The sequence below is a fragment of the Rhodococcoides corynebacterioides NBRC 14404 genome (genome assembly GCF_001894765.1).
GTDB classification, from domain to species: Bacteria; Actinomycetota; Actinomycetes; order Mycobacteriales; family Mycobacteriaceae; genus Rhodococcoides; species Rhodococcoides corynebacterioides.
Window position 1 is genome coordinate 1 of record NZ_BCWV01000006.1, and the last position, 16767, is coordinate 16767.

Annotated in this window: 13 protein-coding genes; all 13 read right to left on the minus strand. The window is 71.2% G+C overall.

Annotated elements, in window-relative coordinates; all coding sequences use genetic code 11:
• Positions 1-297: 297 nt before the first annotated feature.
• Positions 298-1566, minus strand: a complete 1269-nt coding sequence (gene tyrS / locus RC2_RS14325) for a tyrosine--tRNA ligase (protein WP_072681557.1) — start codon at positions 1564-1566, stop codon at positions 298-300.
• Positions 1563-2195 carry a DNA-3-methyladenine glycosylase gene (locus RC2_RS14330; protein ID WP_068152936.1) on the minus strand — a complete coding sequence of 211 codons (633 nt, stop codon included), beginning with the start codon at positions 2193-2195 and terminating at the stop codon, positions 1563-1565. The genes tyrS and RC2_RS14330 overlap by 4 nt, the downstream gene beginning before the upstream one ends.
• A 47-nt stretch (positions 2196-2242) precedes the next feature.
• A complete protein-coding gene (locus tag RC2_RS14335) occupies positions 2243-2464 on the minus strand; it encodes a Trm112 family protein (protein WP_068152939.1) in 222 nt (73 codons plus the stop codon).
• 34 nt (positions 2465-2498) lie between these two features.
• Entirely contained in the window at positions 2499-5480 is a 2982-nt protein-coding gene (locus RC2_RS14340; RefSeq protein WP_068152985.1) for an AMP-binding protein, read from the minus strand.
• Between the two features lie 122 nt (positions 5481-5602).
• On the minus strand, positions 5603-7045 hold the full coding sequence (argH, locus tag RC2_RS14345; protein ID WP_068152941.1) for an argininosuccinate lyase: 1443 nt from the start codon (positions 7043-7045) through the stop codon (positions 5603-5605).
• The gene (locus RC2_RS14350; protein WP_068152943.1) at positions 7042-8268 is read right to left on the minus strand and encodes an argininosuccinate synthase; all 1227 of its coding nucleotides are present in this window, start codon (positions 8266-8268) and stop codon (positions 7042-7044) included. Before RC2_RS14350 ends, argH begins: the two co-directional genes overlap by 4 nt.
• A 57-nt stretch (positions 8269-8325) precedes the next feature.
• Entirely contained in the window at positions 8326-8850 is a 525-nt protein-coding gene (locus tag RC2_RS14355) for an arginine repressor (RefSeq protein WP_068152946.1), read from the minus strand.
• A complete protein-coding gene (argF, locus tag RC2_RS14360) occupies positions 8847-9776 on the minus strand; it encodes an ornithine carbamoyltransferase (protein WP_068152949.1) in 930 nt (309 codons plus the stop codon). The genes RC2_RS14355 and argF overlap by 4 nt, the downstream gene beginning before the upstream one ends.
• Positions 9773-10981 carry an acetylornithine transaminase gene (locus RC2_RS14365; RefSeq protein ID WP_068152952.1) on the minus strand — a complete coding sequence of 403 codons (1209 nt, stop codon included), beginning with the start codon at positions 10979-10981 and terminating at the stop codon, positions 9773-9775. Before RC2_RS14365 ends, argF begins: the two co-directional genes overlap by 4 nt.
• Positions 10978-11874 carry an acetylglutamate kinase gene (gene argB, locus RC2_RS14370; protein ID WP_068152954.1) on the minus strand — a complete coding sequence of 299 codons (897 nt, stop codon included), beginning with the start codon at positions 11872-11874 and terminating at the stop codon, positions 10978-10980. Before argB ends, RC2_RS14365 begins: the two co-directional genes overlap by 4 nt.
• A 29-nt stretch (positions 11875-11903) precedes the next feature.
• Positions 11904-13112 carry a bifunctional glutamate N-acetyltransferase/amino-acid acetyltransferase ArgJ gene (gene argJ / locus RC2_RS14375; RefSeq protein WP_068152957.1) on the minus strand — a complete coding sequence of 403 codons (1209 nt, stop codon included), beginning with the start codon at positions 13110-13112 and terminating at the stop codon, positions 11904-11906.
• Positions 13109-14152 carry an N-acetyl-gamma-glutamyl-phosphate reductase gene (gene argC, locus RC2_RS14380; protein WP_068152960.1) on the minus strand — a complete coding sequence of 348 codons (1044 nt, stop codon included), beginning with the start codon at positions 14150-14152 and terminating at the stop codon, positions 13109-13111. Before argC ends, argJ begins: the two co-directional genes overlap by 4 nt.
• Positions 14153-14197: 45 nt before the next feature.
• On the minus strand, positions 14198-16720 hold the full coding sequence (pheT, locus tag RC2_RS14385; RefSeq protein WP_068152964.1) for a phenylalanine--tRNA ligase subunit beta: 2523 nt from the start codon (positions 16718-16720) through the stop codon (positions 14198-14200).
• Positions 16721-16767 lie beyond the last annotated feature (47 nt).

A 16767-nucleotide genomic window follows, 5' to 3' on the forward strand; every position in this document is an offset into this window, starting at 1 on the left:
AACGTGAACCGGATCCGGGGCAACCGTTCCAGACTAACCGTAGTCTCGTCGGAGGGTCAAGGACCCTCGTTCCGGACTCGATCAGGGTGTCAGAACCGGCTCGGCGGCGGCCTGTCGGCTCGCACTCCGTGTCCGTCTCGCTCTGACTCGACAAAAGTTACGCGCCGGATAACGGCGCGTCAAATCCGCTGGTCGACACACCGCCGGCGCCGGGTCGTCGCAGGTCGGGGGCCCCGGCTCCGGTGCACGCAGGCACCCGGCACCGACTCCCCGATCTGTGACCCCGGCCACCGCGGGTCACGTGGCGCGGCGCACCCCCGCCATGTTCTTCTTTCCCCGGCGGAGCACGAGCCACTCGCCGTGCAGGAAGTCGGTCGCCTCGGGTCGCCAGTCCTCGTCGGCGATCTTCCGGTTGTTCACCGACGCACCACCCTCCTTGAGGACCCGACGGGCGGCACCCTTGCTCTCGCACAGTCCGGACGAGACCAGTAGGTCGACGATCGTGGGCTGCTCCCCCGCCTCGACCTCGACCACCCCGGCCTCGCGGAGCGCCGCGCCGAGTGTCCCCGGATCGAGGTCGTCGAGGTCGCCGCGGCCGAAGAGCGCGCGGCTGGCCAACTCGACCGCAGCGGTGTTCTCTGCACCGTGCACCAGCGTCGTCATCTCGGCGGCCAGGCGTCGCTGGGCTTCCCGCGCCTGCGGTCGTTCGGCCGTCGCGGTCTCGAGTTCGGCCAGCTCGTCGCGGTCCAGGAACGTGAACCACCGCAGGTACCGCATCACGTCGGCGTCGGCGGTGTTCACGAAGTACTGGTACCAGGCGTACGGCGACGTCATCTCCGGGTCGAGCCAGAGGCTGCCGCCGCCGGTGGACTTACCGAACTTCGTCCCGTCGGCGGCCGTGACCAGGGGCACCGTCATCGCGTGGACGGCCGCCCCGTCCACGCGGCGATTCAGGTCCACGCCCGCGACGATGTTCCCCCATTGATCGGAGCCCCCCACCTGGAGCACACAGCCCAACTCCCGGCGCAGATGCAGGAAGTCGTTGGCCTGGAGCAGCATGTAGCTGAACTCGGTGTAGGACATCCCGTCCGACTCGAGGCGCTTCTTCACCGTCTCGCGCGCGAGCATGACGTTCACCGAGAAGTGCTTGCCGAGGTCGCGCAGGAAGTCGATCGCCGTGAGCTTGCCGGTCCACTCCAGGTTGTTCGCCACGATCGCGTCGGCGGGCGAGCCGGTGTCGAGGTCGACGAACCTCGACAGCTGCCCCCGGATGCGATCGGCCCACTCCGCGACGGTGTCGGCCGCGTTCATCGTCCGCTCCCCGACGTCCCGCGGATCGCCGATCAACCCGGTGGCACCGCCGGCGAGAACCACCGGCCGGTGTCCGGCGCGCTGGAAGCGAGCGAGGACGAGCAGCGGCACGAGATGCCCGGCGTGCAGGCTCGGTCCGGTCGGATCGAAGCCCGCGTACAGCGTGATGGGTTCGCGCGTCGCCTCGGTCAATGCCTCGATGTCGGTCGACTGGGCGATCAGCCCACGCCAGGACAGTTCCTCGATGATGCTCACGGGCGTCGATCCTTCCGTATCGGCGTCGCGTCGACCACATCCGCTCCGCTGGGCGCGCGCGGACTCCGCCGGTACGCGGACACCGCCGGATCGCCCGGGATCCAGAAGCGCCACGGGACGTCGGCGGCCGCGCTGACACCGACCCGCGGACCGTCGACGGAGGCCACGGGCTCACCGAGGTCGAACCGCACCGGGGAGTCGGGCGAGGACAGATCCAGACCGTTGTGCTCGAGGGTCAGGCCGAGGGCGGAGCCGAGATTCCCCGGCCCTCGTGCCCGCCCGGGTCCGCGAGCCGACCCGCGCCGCACCGCCACCGTGCCGTCACCGTCGACCACCTCCGCGGCACGAAGAAGCACGGCCCCGGCGACACCGTCGGACGCACACACGATGTTCGCGCACCGATGCATCCCGTAGCTGAGGTAGACGTACAGGCGCCCGGCCGGACCGAACATCACCGAGTTGCGCGGCGTGGGTCCGCGGAAGGAGTGCGCCGCCGGATCCGGCCACGGTCCGGCCGGGTCACCCCCGTACGCCTCGACTTCCACGATGCGCACGGCGACGTCACCGTGGCGGAGGACGCCGCCGAGAATGCGGCGGGCGGCGGTGACCGGATCGGATCGGCCGAGCACGAACGCAAGGTCGGTGCTCGACGCATCGTCCCGATCGGCCTCCGAGGTCAGACCACGGCCTCCGGCTCGACGGCGCGCGCGAGGATGTCCGCGTGCCGAGCGTCGTCGGCATCGCGGGAGTCGTCGACGAGCAGCACCGGGATGCCGTTCTCGATCGGGTAGATGCGGCGCAGCCGCGGGTTGTAGAGCAGCTCGTCCTGGATCAGGAGCAGCGGACCCTTGTCCTGCGGACACGCCAGAATGCTGTGCAGGCGGGCGTCGACACTCATCGGAACTCCTGTGGTTTCGGGGATCGCTGCCACCCTACGATCCTGCACGCCCGACGGACGAGCCGCCCGCCGTCGAGTAGCGGTCCGCCGCGACCGATTTGGTCAGGCGGCGGTACTCCCCCGATCCGTCCGCGTACCAGGTGCGGGGGCCCGGTGTCGGCATTCCCGCCGCGCGCAGGGCCTCGTCGACGGGCCGGAACGCGGCGCTCACCGGAATCTCGGCCACCACGTGGACGAGGTCCGGCCGGTGCGACGCGGGCAGAGCGGCCAGTGCCTCGCCGACGGCCCGCGCGCCGAGACTCGCTCCCGGACGCAGCGTCACCGCGCAGACCGCCCACTGCTCGCCGGGGTCACCCACGCCGTACGTCACGGCGAGGTCGACCTGGTCGAGACCGGACACCGCGTCGACCACGGGCTGGGGGAAGACAGGACCGTGCGCGGTCAGCACCACCGATCTCTTGTTGCCGAGCAGCCAGAAGTCACCGCCCTCGTCCCGGCGGAACATGAGCTCGGTGGGGGTCCAGACGTCGCCCGCCTCGAACACTCCGCGCATGTAGGAGCCGCTGACGTCGTCGAGCCCGGGGCGCCCCAACAGGACGCCGGGCTCGTCGTCCGCGCATTCGCGGACGAACCCGTGGTCGTCGGTGACGAATCGCGCGGTGACGGGGTCGTAGGCCGCCAGAGCCACCCGTCCACTGCCCGGCAGGGGACGGCCCTTCGACCCGATCTTGATGCCCGCGACGTTGGCCAACACCACATCGCCCTCGGTGGAGGCGTAGAACTCGAGAACTCGTGCAGGAGCCAGGCGATCGACCGTGCGTCGCCACAGGCCCACCGGCATACCGGACCCGATGAACAACCTGATCGGATGCAACCGCGGCTCGGGGAGGTCGGGGTGATCCAGCAGGTCCCGCATCATGGCCCAGGTGTAGGACACCACGGTCACGCCGTAGCGCTGCACCTCGTCCGCGAACCGTTCCGGCGCCAGCCCGCGCGAGAGCGCGATGCGCGATCCACCGGCGAGTGCGCCGCCCACCGCGACCAGCAACCCGGCCGAATGATGCAGCGGGGCAAGGCAGTAGACGGTGTCACTACGGGAGAGACCCGCCGAGCCGGCCGTGCCGAACGCCGACAGCGCCCACCGATAGTTGGTGACGAACTTCGGCGTCAGCGTCTCCCCGGATCCGCTGAACAGGACGAAGCCGAGCTCGCGCGCCCGACCGGGATCGGGGACGTACCACCCGGGGAGGTCGATGCTGCTCGGATCGACCTGCTCGAGATCGACCACGGCTTCGGACGTCGGGACGGACAGGGCACGACTCTCGCCTCCGCCCAGCACCAGCACCTCGAAGCCGAGGTCGATGGCCGACTCCAGATTCTCCGGATCGACGATCACCATCTCGGCGCGGCCGAGGCGCAGCGCAGTGGCGACGTCCGGCGACGGCTGCACCAGCACGGCGACGGCGCCGATCCGAGAGAGGGCGGCGACGGCCGCGAGCGCACTCGGCCGGGTCTCCATCAGCACCCCGATGTGCATGGCCGGCCGGATCCCGTGTGCGATCAGGCCGCGCACGACGTTGTCGATGCGCTCGTTCACCGCGGCGTACGAGTACACGCGATCGTCGAAGACGAAGCACTCCGCCGACGGCGCGCGGCGGTTCTGCTCGGCCAGCAGACGACCCATCGACACCGGGGAGTGCGGCTGGAGTTGGCCGAGCCGAGCCAGTTTCGGCAGGGTGCGCACGGCCTCCGTGGAGATCTCCCGGGACCCGCGGACCGCTCCGGCGGCGGCGGAGACCGCGCCGCGGCCGATCCCGACCCCTACTTCCGCGATGGTCGCCGCGGTGTGGACCAGCCTCGCGCTGACCGACACCCCGCTCTCCGACGGCGGATGGTCGTCGTACGACATCGCGCGGACCTCCAGGGGTCGCGGTCCGTTGCCCTCGCGCCAGTCGATCCACGAGGACGTGATCGGCCACGTCTGCGTGGCTGCCGTGCTACCGACGACGAGTCCGAAGTGGCCGGCGCGCAGGTCCGCCTCGAACACCTGCGCGCGCGGCGCGGCCCGGCGGATGCCCCGCACCGCGAGAGGCTGACCGATGTCGTCCACCTCGCCCACGAAGGCCAGGATCGGCACGGTCAGCTCGCTCAGCGAGACGACCTTGCCCCGAATCGAGAACCCTCCGGTCATCATGCGGTTGTGGACGACGAATTGGGTCAGCAGTTCGGCCACCGCCGGGCCGGACCAGGCCACCCACCCGTCCATGGCAAGGAATCGGCGCTGAGATTCGCGGGGCAGCAACGCATCTCGGTCGTGGAGCTGCAGCAGGAAGTCGATCCGGCTCTTCACGGTCTTGGCCGGGTCCAACAACTGGAATCCGGTGCGCGCCATCCAGTCGGTCACCGCGAGTCGTGTGAACACGTGCTCGGCGAGGAATTCGGCGCCGCGCGTGGCCACCCCCGCCGGAATGCCCAGTGGGAGTGCGGCGAGCGTGTCGACGGGACTGCCGAAGGTGATGATGCTGGCGATGTTGCGGCTGGAGCGGTAGGCCGCGGCCTGATAGCAGAACATCCCACCCTGCGAGTAACCGGCGAGGTGCACGTCGCGACCGGTCTCGCGGGCGATGAGGTCGACGATCTCGCTGATGGCCACGATGTGGTCGGTCAGAGTGCGGTTCCAGCCACCCTCCTCGGTCGCGGGCGAGCCGAAGTCGACCACCCACGGATCCATCCCCGCGGCGTGGAGCAGGCCCACTCCCCCCTGGTCGCGGGTCACGTCGTAGACGTCCGCCGCCATCATCATCGGGGGCACGAAGACCACCGGCGGGCCGGACGGACTCTCGTCGGCGAAGTAGCGCCGCAGCCGGTACATCGAATCGCGGGCGACCACGGTGAACGGCGACGGGACGGCGTCCGTCTCCAGTCCGCCGAGACGGAGCACCTCCAGGCCGTTCTGCGCGGTGGCGACGACACGCCGCAGCGACGTCGTCACGGACCCGGTGTCGAAACCCAGCACCTGCACTCCTCAGTCACCGAACCACTCACCCACCGAACCGATCACGACCCGCGACGGTGGGCCGTCACGGGCGAATCACAGCGTCTCACACGGGCACGACGTCCCCACCGGACTCCGCCGGATCAGGCGTCGGGCCACTCCCGCAACCGGGCTGCACGCGCCCGAACACCAGCCAATTGCTCCGCGACCCGGACCGGCGCCGTGCCACCACGGCTGTCTCGCGACGCGATCGATCCGTCGACGGTGAGCACGCTCCGCACCTCGGGACCGAGGGCCGGGTCGATCGCGGCGAACTGCTCGTCGGTGAGCTGGTCGAGCTCGACGCCGGACTCCTCCGCCACCCGCACGCAGGCACCGGCGACCTCGTGGGCGTGCCGGAACGGAACCCCCTGACGCACCAGCCATTCGGCGATGTCCGTTGCCAGCGTGAAGCCGGCCGGCGCGAGATCCCGGAGGCGGTCGGTGTGGAATTCCAGGGTGCCGATCAGACCGGTCAACGCCGGCAACAGCAGGTCCAACTGGAGCACGGAGTCGATCACCGGCTCCTTGTCCTCCTGCAGGTCCCGGTTGTAGGCCAGGGGCTGGGCCTTGAGCGTGGCCAGCAGGCCGGCGAGATTTCCGATCAGTCGACCGGTCTTGCCGCGCGTCAGTTCGGCGACGTCGGGGTTCTTCTTCTGCGGCATGATCGAACTCCCCGTCGACCAGTCGTCCGCGAGCGTGACGTAGCCGTACTCGGGCGTGCTCCAGGAGACGATCTCCTCGGCGAGTCTCGACAGGTCCACCGCCGTCATCGCGAGGACGAACGCGGCCTCCGCGGCGAAGTCGCGGGAGCTGGTCGCATCGATCGAGTTCTCGGCCGACTCGTCGAAGCCCAGTTCGGCGGCGATCTTCTCCGGAGACAGACCGAGCGAGGACCCGGCCAGGGCACCGGATCCGTACGGAGACACCGCCGCTCGACGGTCGAAGTCACGGAACCGCTCGACGTCGCGAAGCAGCGGGTGGGCGTGCGCGAGCAGGTGGTGAGCCAACAGGACCGGCTGCGCCGCCTGCGAATGCGTCTTGCCGGGCATCACCGCATCGGGGTGCGCCGCGGCCTGTCCGGCCAGCGCGTCGACGACGTCCAACACACCGAGCGACACGCGGCGGACGGCGTCGCGGAGCCACATGCGGAACAGCGTGGCCACCTGGTCGTTGCGCGAGCGCCCCGCCCGCAGCCGGCCACCCAGCTCCGGGCCGACGCGGTCGATCAGCCCCCGCTCGAGCGCGCCGTGCACGTCCTCGTCGGACTCGGCCGGCCCGAAGGCGCCGGAGTCCACGTCGGCGGCCAGCGCGTCCAGTCCGGCGAGCATCGCCTCGAGGTCCGGCGCGGTCAGCAGACCGGCTGAATTCAGCACCCGCGCATGAGCTTTCGACGCCCGCACGTCGTACGGCGCCAACACCCAGTCGAAGTGGGTGGACTTGCTCAGGGCGGCCATGGCCGCCGCGGGCCCGGACCCGAACCGGCCGCCCCACAGGGCGCCCGTGTTGGTGCCGTGCCCGACGGCGCCGGTCGGCTGGTCCGTCACAGGTCCGACTGTCCCTGCGCGCCGACGGCGCCGCGGTCACGACGCGCCGCGATCTTCGACGACAGACCGTGCAACTGCACGAATCCCTTGGCGGACGACTGATCGAAGGTGTCGCCGGCGTCGTACGTCGCGAGGTTGAAGTCGTAGAGCGACTCACCCGAGCGGCGTCCGTTCACCACGATGGACCCGGCGTGCAGGGCCAGGCGGATCTCGCCCGAGACGTGCTGCTGGGTGTGCTGCACGAAGGTGTCCAGCGCGCCCTTGAGCGGGGAGAACCACAGACCGTCGTAGACCTGCTCGGCCCACTTCTGATCGGTGTGGCGCTTGTAGCGGCCCAGTTCGCGCTCGAGCGTGACGTGCTCGAGCTCCTCGTGCGCCCGGATGAGCACCATGGCGCCGGGGGCCTCGTAGACCTCACGGCTCTTGATGCCCACCAGGCGATCCTCGACCACGTCGAGGCGGCCCACGCCCTGCTTGCCGGCGCGCGTGTTGAGCTCCTGGATGGCCTGCAGCACCGACACCGGGCGGCCGTCGATGGCCACGGGACGGCCCTTGTCGAAGGTGATGACCAGCTCGTCGGGCGCGGTGAAGTTGGCCGTCGGGTCCTCGGTGTAGTCGTAGACGTCCTTGGTCGGCGCGTTCCACAGGTCCTCGAGGAAGCCGGTCTCCACCGCGCGCCCCCACACGTTCTGGTCGATCGAGAACGGGGACTTCTTGGTGACGTTGATCGGGATCGCGTTCTCCTCCGCGAACGCGATGGCCTTCTCCCGGGTCCAGGCGTAGTCGCGCACCGGCGCCAGCACGTCGAGTTCCGGCGCGAGGGTGTTGAAGCCGACCTCGAAGCGCACCTGGTCGTTACCCTTGCCGGTGCAGCCGTGCGCGACGACGGTGCCACCGTGGGCCCGCGCGTTGTCGACGAGGTGCTTGACGATCAGCGGGCGGCTGATCGCCGAGACCAGCGGGTAGCGGTCCATGTAGAGGGCGTTCGACTGGATGGTCGGCAGGCAGTACTCCTCCGCGAACTCGTCGCGGGCGTCGACCACCACGGATTCGACGGCGCCGCAGTCCAGGGCTCGCTGGCGGACGACGTCCATGTCCTCACCGCCCTGGCCCAGATCGATCGCGACGGCGACGACCTCCTTGCCGGTCTCGCGGCCGATCCAGCTGATGGCGACGGAGGTGTCGAGTCCACCGGAGTAGGCGAGGATGACGCGTTCGGCCATGAGGTTGAGCTCCTTGTGTGTCGTGGTTCGGTGCGCGTGTTCCGTGGTCGCGGAACGTCAGTGCGCGAGATGTTCGATGCGGTCCGCGAGGTCGCGTCCGGTGAGTGGTTCGCGGGCGATCACGAAGATCGTGTCATCCCCCGCGACGGTCCCGACGACGTCGGGCAGCGACGCGCGGTCCAGCGCGCTGGCGAGATAGTGCGCGGCGCCGGGCGGCGTCCGCAGCACGGCGAGGTTGGCGCTGGCGTCGGTGGACACCAGCAGCTCGCCGAGCAGGCGCGACACCCGTCCCGTTCCCCCGGACACGCCGCGAACGGGACTGCCGTCCTCGGGTACCAGGTAGACCCCCGGACCGCCGTCGGCCCCGCGCAGTTTGACGGCGCCGAGCTCGTCGAGATCGCGCGAGAGCGTGGCCTGCGTGGCCTCGATGCCCTCGGCGGCGAGCAGGTGCTGCAACTCGGGCTGCGACCGCACCTGGTGCTCGCCCAGCAGCGCGACGATGCGCGCCTGACGGCCGGCGCGCGTGGACGCGGTGACCGGGCCACGGGACTCGGGTTCGGGCGCCGCGGCGGGGGACGTCACCGCGCCTGCTCCAGCAGCCACACCAGCACCGCCTTCTGCGCGTGCAGGCGGTTCTCGGCCTCGTCCCAGACGCCGCTGTGCGGCCCGTCGAGCACGGTGTCGGTGATCTCCTCCCCGCGGTGCGCGGGGAGACAATGCAGGACGAGCACGTCGGACGCGGCCCGCGCGAGCAGGTCCTCGTTCACCTGGAACGGCCGCAGCGGACCGACGCGATCGAGCCCGTCGTTCTCCTGACCCATCGACGTCCAGGTGTCGGTGACCAGGACGTCCGCGTCGGTGGCGGCCGCGATCGGATCGGACGTGACCGTCACCGACCCGCCCGTCTCGGCGGCGCGCGTGGTGGCCGCCCCGAGGACGTCGGCGTCCGGCAGAAAGCCCTCCGGGGCCGCGACGGTGACGTGCATGCCCGCCGTGACACCGCCGAGCATCAGCGAATGCGCCATGTTGTTGGCGCCGTCACCGAAGTAGGACAGCCGCAGCCCGGCCAGATCGCCCTTGCGTTCGGCGATGGTCTGCAGGTCGGCCAGTACCTGGCAGGGGTGGAACTCGTCGGACAGGGCGTTGACGATGGGCACGGAGGCACCCGTCGCCATCTGCTCGAGCCGCTTCTGCCCGAAGGTGCGCCAGACGACGGCGTCGACGTATCGAGACAAGACACGCCCGGTGTCCTGCAGGGTCTCCTCCCGGCCGAGCTGGGTGCTGCGTCCGTCGACGACCACGGCGTGGCCGCCGAGCTGCGCCACGCCCATCTCGAAGGAGAATCGGGTCCGGGTGGAGTTCTTCTCGAAGATGACGCCGACGCCGCGCGGCCCCTCCAGCGGCCGTCGGGAAAACGGGTTCTTCTTCAGTTCTGCTGCGAGAGCGAGGATCTCGGCCTGCTCGGCCGGACTCAGGTCGTCGTCACGCAGGAAGTGTCGGAGCGTCACTGCGCTGCCTCCTTCGATGCGGCGGCCCCGTCGAGGACCGCCGGGAGTGCGGCCACCAGCGAGGCGGCCTGGTCGTCGGTGAGAATCAGCGGCGGCGCCAGCCGGACGACGTCGGGCTGAGCCGCGTTGACGAGGAACCCTGCGTCGCGCGCGAGCCGTTCGACCTCGGGTGCGACCGGCTCGGTGAGCACCACGCCGAGCAGCAGACCCGCGCCGCGGACGTGATCCACCAGGGGGTGCCCGAGGTTCTCGATGTCGTGGGCGAGGGACTTGCCCACCCGGTCGGCCCGGGCCAGCAGATCGTCCTCGTCGATCGTCCGCAGCACGGCGAGCGCCGCGGCGGCGCAGACGGGGTTGCCCCCGAACGTCGTCCCGTGCTTGCCCGGCGTGAGCAGTTCGGCCGCGCGGCCGATTCCGATGGTGGCGCCGATGGGCAGTCCGCCGCCGAGGCCCTTGGCCAGGGTGATCACGTCGGGCACGATGCCGTCGCGCTGATGCGCGTAGAACCAGCCGGTCCGGCCGATACCGGTCTGGACCTCGTCGAGGACGAGCAGCGCACCCCGTGCGGCGGTGATCTCCCGCGCGGCGGCCAGGTACCCGTCCGGGGGAACGACGACGCCGCCCTCGCCCATGATCGGTTCGAGGAACACGGCGGCGGTGGTCTCGTCGACGGCGGCGTCGAGCGCGGCGACGTCCCCGTAGGGCACGTGCGTGACTCCGCCCGGCAGCGGCTCGAACGGCGTGCGCTTGTCCGGCTGACCGGTGAGCGCCAGTGCGCCCATGGTGCGGCCGTGGAAGGCCTTCTCCGCGGCGACGATGCCGGGGCGGCCGGTGAGCCGCGCCATCTTGAACGCGGCCTCGTTCGCCTCCGTGCCCGAGTTGCAGAAGAACACGCGCGCATCGGTGCCCGGCGCGTGACCGAGGTGGTGGAGGAGCTGCTCGGCAAGGGCGACGGAGGGCTCGGACGCGTAGAGGTTGGAGGTGTGCCCGAGGGTCGAGAGCTGCGTCGTCACCGCCTCGACGACGGCCGGGTGCGCGTGGCCGAGGATGTTGACCGCGATGCCCGCGAGGAAGTCGACGTAGTCCTTGCCGTCCGCGTCGGTCACCACGGCGCCCGCGCCGCGCACCAGGGCGACGCGGGGCAGGCCGTAGTTGTTCATCAGCGCGTCCGCGAAGCGGTGCTGGAGCTGCTCGGTGGCGGTCACGGGACCACCCGCGTCGTGTCGGACACCATGGTTCCGATCCCTTCTCCGGTGAACAGTTCGAGCAGGACCGAGTGCTCGGTCCGGCCGTCGACGACGTGCGCGCTCGGCACGCCACCGCGCACGGCACGAAGACAGGCCTCCATCTTGGGCACCATGCCGGCGTCGAGGGTCGGCAGCAGCTGCTCCACCGAGGCGGTGTCGATCTCGGAGACGAGCGAGCTGCGGTCCGGCCAGCGGGTGTAGAGGCCCTCCACGTCGGTCAGCATCACCAACTTCTCCGCGCCCAGCGCCTCGGCGAGAGCAGCCGCGGCGGTGTCCGCGTTGATGTTGTGCACCACGCCGTCCGCATCGGGAGCGATGGTGGAGACCACCGGGATCCGTCCGGCATCGATGAGATCGTGCACCGCGTCGGGGTTCACGCTCGTGACGTCGCCGACCAACCCGATGTCCGTCGCCACGCCGTCCACCTGCACGGTCCGCCGCGTCGCGGTGAACAGTCCGGCGTCCTCACCGGAGATGCCGACCGCGTACGGTCCGTGCGCGTTGATCAGACCGACCAACTCGCGGCCGACCTGGCCGAACAGCACCATGCGAACGACGTCCATGACCTCGGGCGTCGTCACGCGGAAGCCGCCGCGGAACTCGCCGGCGAGTCCGAGCCGGGTGAGCATCGCCGAAATCTGCGGGCCACCACCGTGCACCACGACGGGATGCACGCCCACCGTGCGCAGGAACGCCATGTCCGCGGCGAAGGCGGCCTTGAGGGTGTCGTCGACCATCGCGTTGCCGCCGTACTTGACCACCACGATCCGCCCGGACCACCGCTGCAGCCACGGCAGGGCGCCGGCGAGCACGCGCGCCGTCTCGGCGGCCCCGAGCGACCCCGGCTGCACACTGACTCCGGCCGACCCCGTCGATCCCGTCACGACGAGTACGCCGAGTTCTCTTCGACGTACCCGTGCGAGAGGTCCGTCGTGCGAATGGACGCGGCTGCGTCGCCGACACCGAGGTGGACGTCGACGGCGATGTCGGTCGCCGAGAGGTCGACCTCGCGCGCGCCGGGTGCACCCATCCCGTCGACGCAGACCGGCCGACCCTGGAACGAGACCGAGATGCGGTCGGGCTCCATGTCCACCGGCGCCGTCCCCACGGCCGCGAGCACCCGGCCCCAGTTCGGGTCCGAGCCGAAGAGCGCCGTCTTGACCAGCGAATCGCGGGCGATCACCCGAGCCGCGACGACGGCGTCGTCCTCGCTGCGGGCGCCCCGCACGGTGACGGTGACGCGCTTGGTCACCCCCTCCGCGTCCGCCATGAGCTGGTCGGCGAGGTCGTCGCACACCGCGAGCACGGCGGCGTCGAGGTCCTCCTGCGTCGCCGACACCCCGCTGGCACCCGAGGCGAGCAGCAGCACGGTGTCGTTGGTGGACGTGGCGCCGTCGACGTCGAGTCGGTCGAACGACCGCGACGACGCGTGCCGGAGAGCGGCGTCGAGCTGCTCGGGCGTGGCGACGACGTCGGTGGTCACCACGCACAGCATCGTCGCCAGCGACGGAGCCAGCATGCCGGCGCCCTTGGCCATGCCGCCGACGTTCCAGCCGTCGGCATGGTGGAGAGCGGCCTGCTTGGGGACGGTGTCCGTCGTCATGATCGCGTGCGCCGCGTCGGTGCCGCCGGAGATACCGCCGGCGAGCTCGTGCACGATCTCGGTGACGCCGGCGAGCAGGGCGTCCATCGGGAGCCGATCCCCGATGAGGCCGGTGGAGCAGACCGCGATCTCCCCCGCCCCGGTCTCGGTGCCCCAGTCGCTGAGCACGTCGGCGAGGTGCTCGGCAGTGCGATGGGTGTCCTGGAACCCCGGTGCCCCGGTACAGGCGTTGGCGCCGCCGGAGTTGAGGACCACCGCGCGCAGCGCGCCGGACGAGAGCACCCGCTGCGACCACAGCACGGGCGCGGCCTTGACCTTGTTGGTGGTGAACACCCCCGCCGCCGCATGATCCGGGCCTTCGTTGAGCACGAGCGCGAGGTCGGGCTTGCCGTTGGCCTTGATCCCGGCCGCGATGCCGGCGGCGCGGAACCCGGCCGCACAGGTCACACCCTGGGTGCGGACCAGGACTCCGGGCTGTGCGGTCACGGCGCCACTCCCACGGTCGAGAGCCCGTCGGTCTCGGGGAGGCCGAGGGCGAGGTTCATGGACTGCACGGCGCCACCGGCCGTGCCCTTGGTGAGGTTGTCGATCGCGGCGAAGGCGATCAGTCGGCCGGCGTCCGCGTCGACGACCACCTGGAGTTGCACGGCGTTGGACCCGATCACCGACCCGGTCTGCGGCAACGACCCCTCCGGCAGCAGGTGCAGGAACGGTTCGCCGGCGCAGAACTCCTCGTACACCGCGCGGGCCTGCTCGGCGGTCGCGGTGGTGGGGGCGGAGCACGTGGCGAGGATCCCGCGCGGCATGGGGGCCAGCACCGGGGTGAACGAGACAGCCACCTCGGCACCCGCGATGGCCCCGAGGTTCTGGGCGATCTCGGGGGTGTGCCGGTGCGCGCCGGCCACGCCGTACGGCCGGACCGAGCCCATGACCTCCGAGCCGATCAGGTCGACCCGAGCGGACTTGCCCGCACCCGACGTGCCGCTGACGGCGACGACGGTGACGTCGGGCGAGACGATGCCGGCGGCCACCGCCGGCGCCATCGCGAGCGTCGACGCCGTCGGGTAGCACCCCGGCACCGCGATGCGGGTCGCAGTGGACAGCGTGGCCCGCGCGCCGGGGAGCTCGGGGAGGCCGTAGGGCCAGTGACCGGCGTACTCGCCGCCGTACCAGCGGTCCCAGGCAGCGGCGTCGGTGAGACGGAAGTCGGCCCCGCAGTCGACGACCAGGGTCGACTCGGGCAGCGCTGCGGCGATCTCCGCGGACTTGCCGTGCGGCAGGGCGAGGAAGACCACGTCGTGTCCGGCCAACCGCTCCGACGAGGTGTCGCTCAGCTCGCGATCGGCGAGCGGGACCAGGTGCGGGTGATGCTGTCCGAGCAGCGTGCCGGCGTTCCCGCCGGCGGTGAGCGCGCCGAGCGTCAGGCTCCCGTCGCGATAGCCAGGGTGCCCGAGCAGCAGCCGGAGGATCTCTCCCCCGGCGTAGCCGCTCGCTCCGGCGACGGCGATCGTCCGTGCGGTGGTCATGTGATGATTATGCACCACCATGCAAGCTCATCCGAAACGGGGCGGCTACCGCAGCTGCGCGCCGACGGCCGACGCCGCTGCCGCGACAGCCGCGTCGCGCGCGGCACTGGCCTCGTCCTCGGTGAGCGTGCGGTCCGGTGCCCGGAACCGCAACGCGAACGCCAGGGACTTGCGCTCGGCCCCCACCTGATCACCGGTGAAGACGTCGAACAGCCGGATGTCCTCCAACAACTCGCCCGCTCCGTCGACCAACGCCCGCTCCACGTCCGCGGCCGCCACTGCGCGATCGACGACCACCGCGACGTCCTGCAGCACCGCAGGGAACGGCGAGACCGTCGGAGACGGCAGCACCTCCCGGACCTCGATCGCATCCAAATTCACCTCGACGGCGCAGGTTCGCGGCGGCAGACCCGCCCGCTCGACCACCCCGGGGTGCAACTCCCCCGCATAACCGACCACGACGCCGTCGACCACCAGTTCCGCGCACCGCCCCGGATGCCACGGAAGGTGCTGCGCCGCCCGCAGTTCGAGGTCCACCCCGCACGCGTCGGCCACCGTCCGCGCGGCCGCGAACGCGTCCGCGGCCTCGGCCGGTCGCCCGGGACCCCACGGACCCGACGCGGTCACCGCACCGGTCAGCACGACGCCGACGTGGACGGGCTGGACGGGCAACGACTGGGTCAGCGCGGCGATCTCCTCCTCCGTCGGCCGACGGTCCACCGCCAGCGCCTCGACGGGACGGGTTCCCTCACCCGGCAGCACGACCTGGGCGATCGAGAAGAGCGCCAGGTCGCGTTGGCCGCGAGAGACGTTGCGCTGCAATGTTTCCAGCAAGCCGGGGAGCAGCGTCGTGGCCAGCGCGGGACGATCCGACTCGAGCGGATTGAGCACCGTGGTGGTCACCCGCCGGGTGTCGTCGGACGGCAGACCCCACACGTCGAAGACACCCGCGGGCAGGAACACCGGATTCAGGATCTCGACGTGCCCGGTGTAGGCCAACGCCCGGCCGATCGCCCGACGACGCCGCTGCACGGGTGTCAGCCCACGCCCGGCGGGGGCCGCGGGAAGCTCGGACGGGATGTTCTCGAGGCCCTCCAGCCGCAGCACTTCCTCGACCAGATCCGCCGCCTGCGTCAGATCCGGTCGCCAGGTCGGTGGCGTCACCACCAGGACGCCGCGCCCGGCCTCGGACACCTCGACCTGCGTCTCGCATCCGATCTGCGACAGGCGGCGGACCGAGGTGCCCGCGGGGTAGTGAACCCCGGCGACCCGATCCGGACGATCCAGTTCCATCCGCACCGGCGGGAAGGACTCGGCCGCTCCGACGTCGGTCAACGTCGACTCCACCCGGCCACCGGCGATCGACACCAGCAGCGACGCCGCCCGATCGAGCGCCCGCACCGGAAGCGCGGAATCGACGACCCGCTCGTACCGTCGACTCGCCTCGCTGGGCAGCTTGTGCCGTCGAGCCGTGCGGAAGACCGCGAGCGGGCTCCAGATCGCCGCCTCGAGCACCACGTCGGTGGTCGCGTCCGAGACCTCGGTGGACGCACCGCCCATGACGCCCGCGAGCGAGACGACACCCGACTCGTCGGCGATGACGACGTCCTCCGGGTCGAGAGTCCGCTCGACGTCGTCCAGGGTGCGGAGCGTCTCCCCCGCCGCGGCACGGCGTACCACCAGCGCCCCACGCAACGCCGCCGCGTCGAACGCGTGCAGTGGCTGACCCAGCTCGAGCATGACGTAGTTGGTGACGTCGACCGCCGCGGAGATCGGCCGGACCCCCGCGAGCAGGAGCCGCCGCTGCAGCCACCACGGCGACCGTGCGCCCGCATCGATGCCGACCACGCGGCGGGCGGCGAATCGGGTCGCGCCGGACTCCGCACGCAGATCGACCTCCCACGCGGGACCGTCCGCGGCGGCCGCCGGCACCACCGGGTGCCGGGCGTCCGCCGGGTCGGCGTAGTCGAGGTCGAAACCGCAGGCGAGTTCCCGCGCGAGACCGCGCACGCTGAGGGCGTAACCGCGGTCCGGTGTGACGTTGACGTCGAAGACCGTGTCGTCCGTGCCCAGCACCGCACGAGCGTCGGCCCCCGGTGCGACGACGGCATCACTGCCGGGAACGCGCGTGTCGGCGGGCAGCGTGAGGATGCCGGAATGGTCGGAGCCGATACCCAGCTCGGAGACCGAGCAGATCATGCCGTCGGACGTCCGGCCGTACGTCTGCCGCGCCGCGATGGCGAACCCGCCGGGCAGCACGCACCCGGGCAGCGCCGCGACCACCAGATCGCCGACGGCGAAGTTGCGCGCACCGCAGACGATGCCCCGCGGCTCCGCCTCGCCGACCTCGACCAGACAGAACCGGATCGGCTTCTTGAACTCGGTGAGCTCCTCGATGGACTCCACCCGACCGATCACCAACGGACCCGTGATCTCGGGCAGCGGCAGCACGTCCTCGATCTCGAAGCCCACCCGGACGAACCCGGCGTCGAGTTCGTCGGCGGACACCTGCCATCCGGGAGCGGCCTTGGAGACCACCTCGGTCAACCAGGACTGGGGAACGCGCACGGCGGGGGCTCGCTTTCGTGACTCGGGTGAAGCGTGGATCGGAAGCG

What these genes read in the sequence shown, in the direction of transcription:
- RC2_RS14350 (WP_068152943.1), bottom strand. Translation starts at nt 8,268, where the DNA reads ATGGCCGAACGCGTCATCCTCGCCTACTCCGGTGGACTCGACACCTCC.
- argC (WP_068152960.1), bottom strand. Translation starts at nt 14,152, where the DNA reads ATGACCACCGCACGGACGATCGCCGTCGCCGGAGCGAGCGGCTACGCC.
- RC2_RS14335 (WP_068152939.1), bottom strand. Translation starts at nt 2,464, where the DNA reads ATGAGTGTCGACGCCCGCCTGCACAGCATTCTGGCGTGTCCGCAGGAC.